Source organism: Kitasatospora sp. NPDC036755, assembly GCF_040636595.1.
GTDB lineage: Bacteria > Actinomycetota > Actinomycetes > Streptomycetales > Streptomycetaceae > Kitasatospora.
On record NZ_JBEZUT010000556.1, the window covers coordinates 1 to 3393 of the forward strand.

Sequence of the window (3393 nt, forward strand, 5' to 3'; positions counted from 1 at the left end):
CGGCCCGCAGGTCCGCGGACTTGCCGGTGGACTCGCCCGAGCAGACGCCGCCGAGGAAGCCGACGCCGTCCTGGATGCCGACGCCCGGCCGCCGTCATCGCGGCCCTTTCCGGCTTCGGACGTCCCGGCCGTGCCCCTCAGGCAAATGTACGGACAAATAATCCCGATGGCTTGCGCGGAATCGCGGCGCAGGCCTACTTTAATGTCCGTACATTTACGCAGGGAGGGCAGGGCTCTTGATGACCAAGCACCACCGGATCGTGATCATCGGCGGTGGGACCGCGGGGATCTCCGTCGCCGCCCGGCTCCGCCGGGCCGGTGAGCGGGACGTCGCGGTGCTCGATCCGAGCGATCGGCACTACTACCAGCCGCTGTGGACGCTGGTCGGCGGCGGGCGGGCGCCGCTGTCGGAGAGCATCCGGCCGCAGGCCTCCGTCATGCCCAAGGGCGTCGCCTGGATACGCCGCGCGGCCGTCGCCGTCGACCCCGAGGCCCGGGAGGTGGCGCTGGACGACGGCTCCGCCGTCTCCTACGACCACCTCGTGGTCTGCCCCGGCATCCAGCTCGACTGGGACCGGGTGCCGGGCCTGGAGGCCGGGCTCGGCCGGGACGGCCTGTCCAGCAACTACCTGCCCCAGTACGCCCCCGCGACCTGGCGCTTCATCCGGGAAACCCGCTCCGGCAGCGCCGTGTTCAGCATGCCGACGGGCGCCGTCAAGTGCGGCGGCGCCCCGCAGAAGATCGCCTACCTGGCCGCGGACCACTGGCGCCGGCAGGGCGTGCTCGGAAAGATCGACGTCCACCTGGTGATCCCCGGCGCCGCCATCTTCGGGGTCCCGGAGTTCGCCCGCGTCCTCGAGGACGTGGTGCGCCGGTACGGCATCAAGGTCCACTACGGGAGCGAGGTCACCGCGGTGCGCCCCGAGGCCCGCGAGGTGGTCGTCACCGACCTGGCGACCAAGGGGACGACGACCCTGCCGTACGACGTCGCCCACGTGGTGCCGCCGCAGAGCGCCCCGGACTGGATCAAGCGCAGCCCGCTCGCCGGTGCCGACGACCCGGCCGGCTACGTCGAGATCGACAAGCACACCATGCGGCACGTCCGCTACCCCAACGTGTGGGCGATCGGCGACGCCGGATCGTCCCCGAACTCCAAGACCGGCGCCGCCGTCCGCAAGCAGGCGCCCGTACTGGTCGAGAACCTCCTCGCCACCGTCAACGGCCGGGAGCCCAGGGCCTCCTACGACGGCTACTCCTCCTGCCCGCTGACCACCGCCCGCAACAAGATGCTGCTCGCCGAGTTCGACTACAGCGGGCGGCCCACCCCCTCGATCCCGGTGATCGACACCGTCCGCGAGCGCACCGACATGTGGTACCTCAAGCGGCGCGGACTGCCGTTCCTCTACTGGAACCTGATGCTCCGCGGGCTCGCCTGACCCGTACCGGGCCCACCGGCCTGTCCCGCACCGCCACCGCCACCGCACGCCGATGACGCCCGTCGACGACGCCCGCCGACGGCGCGTGCCCGCCTGCCCGCGCGACCTCCCGCCGACCGTTCACCGCCCCCGCCGTCCAGGCCGCGGGGCACCACCACCGCCCACCCTCAGGAGCCCCGGATGACGACCCCCGCCGGACCGCTGGTCTTCGTGCAGTTCTACCTCGACTGCCTCTCCCACGCCTCGTACCTCGTCGGCGACCGCACCACCGGCCGGGCCGTCGTGGTCGACCCCCAGCGTGACGTCCAGGAGTACCTCACCACCGCCGAGCAGCACGGCCTGACCATCGAGCGGGTCATCGAGACCCACATCCACGCGGACTTCCTCTCCGGCCACCTGGAGCTGGCCGAGCGCACCGGCGCGCGCATCTCCTACGGCTCCGCCGCCGCGCTGGACTTCGACACCGACCCCCTGGGCGACGGCGAGCACCTCGCCCTCGGCGAGGTCGACCTGGAGATCGCGCACACCCCGGGCCACACCCCGGAGTCGATCTGCGTCGTCGTGCGCGAACACGCCGACGACGCCGTCCCGTTCGGCGTGCTCACCGGCGACACCCTGTTCATCGGCGACGTCGGCCGCCCCGACCTGCTCAGCTCGCGCGGCCGCTCCGCCGAGGAGATGGCCCGCCTCCTCTACCGCTCCACCCGCGCCCTGCTCGCACTGCCCGACGACACCCGGGTCTACCCGGCGCACGGAGCCGGCTCGGCCTGCGGCAAGAACCTCTCCGCCGAGCTGAGCTGCACGATGGGCAACCAGCGCCGCGGCAACTACGCGCTGGCCGACATGACCGAGGACGCGTTCGTCGCCGTGGTGACCGAGGGCCAGCCCGCCGCGCCCGCCTACTTCGCCTTCACCTCGGTGCGCAACCGTCAGGCCCGTCCGGTCCTGGACGAGTCCGCCCCCGTCCCCGCGCTCACCCCGGAGGCGTTCCTGGAGGCCCGGGCGGCCGGCGCCACCGTGCTGGACACCCGGGACCCGGAGGCCTTCGCCGCGGTCCACCTGCACGGCGCCGTCAACATCCCGCTCGGCGGCCGGTTCGCCGAACTCGCCGGCCAGGTCCTCGACGCCCGGGACACCACCGTGCTGTGCGGCGACCAGGACACCGCGACCGAGGCCCGGACCCGCCTGGCCCGGATCGGCTTCGACCGCGTCCTGGGCGCCCTGGCCGTCCCGGTGGAGGCCGTCGGCGCGGCGCACCTGACCTCCGCCGGGCGGGTGGACGCCGACGTCCTCGCCGACCAACTGGCCCTGAACGACGGTGACTTCGAGCTGCTGGACGTGCGCGGCCCGGGCGAGATACGGGAGCGGGGCACGATTCCCGGCGCCCGGCTCGTCCCGCTGCCCGAACTGCTCGCCCGCCTGGGCGAACTGCCGACCGAACGGCCGCTGACCGTGGTCTGCGCGGGCGGCAACCGCTCCTCGGTGGCCGCCTCCGTGCTGCGCGCCCGCGGCTTCGAGGCCACCGACCTGCGCGGCGGCTTCGCCGCCTGGCGGGGCGAGGTCGCCCACCCGGCCGGCCCGGCCCAGGACGGCGTCCCGGAGTGAGCGTCCTGATCACCGCTCTGCTCTGCGGAGCCGTGGTCGGGCTGGCCCTCGGCGGGCTGGGCGGCGGCGGGGGAGTGCTCGCCGTCCCGGCCCTGGTGTACCTGCTGGGCGTCGCGCCCGCCGAGGCCGGGACCACCAGCCTGGTCATCGTCATCGCCACCTCCGCCACCGCGCTCGCCCGCCACGCCGGCACCGGCACCATCGACTGGCGGACCGGCTCGCTGTTCGCCGCGGCCGGGGTGCTCCCCGCCGTCGGGGCATCCGCGCTCGCCCACCGCATCCCGCAGTCGGTGCTGACCTCCGCGTTCGCCGTCCTGGCCGCCGTGGCCGCCGCGGCGATGCTGCGCGGCAC

The 3393-nt window shown here is 74.2% G+C and carries 3 protein-coding genes; all 3 read left to right on the forward strand.

Going from position 1 to position 3393, the window contains the following annotated elements; translation table 11 throughout:
- Window positions 1-239: 239 nt before the first annotated feature.
- On the forward strand, window positions 240-1436 hold the full coding sequence (locus AB0E96_RS39780) for an FAD/NAD(P)-binding oxidoreductase (protein ID WP_359831549.1): 1197 nt from the start codon (window positions 240-242) through the stop codon (window positions 1434-1436).
- 180 nt (window positions 1437-1616) lie between these two features.
- Window positions 1617-3041: an MBL fold metallo-hydrolase gene (locus AB0E96_RS39785; protein ID WP_359831551.1), complete on the forward strand. Its 1425-nt coding sequence runs from the start codon at window positions 1617-1619 to the stop codon at window positions 3039-3041.
- On the forward strand, window positions 3038-3393 hold a 356-nt coding region (locus AB0E96_RS39790), incomplete at its 3' end, for a TSUP family transporter (protein ID WP_359831553.1). The genes AB0E96_RS39785 and AB0E96_RS39790, both read left to right, overlap by 4 nt.

What these genes read in the sequence shown, in the direction of transcription:
- AB0E96_RS39780 (WP_359831549.1), top strand. Translation starts at nt 240, where the DNA reads ATGACCAAGCACCACCGGATCGTGATCATCGGCGGTGGGACCGCGGGG.
- AB0E96_RS39785 (WP_359831551.1), top strand. Translation starts at nt 1,617, where the DNA reads ATGACGACCCCCGCCGGACCGCTGGTCTTCGTGCAGTTCTACCTCGAC.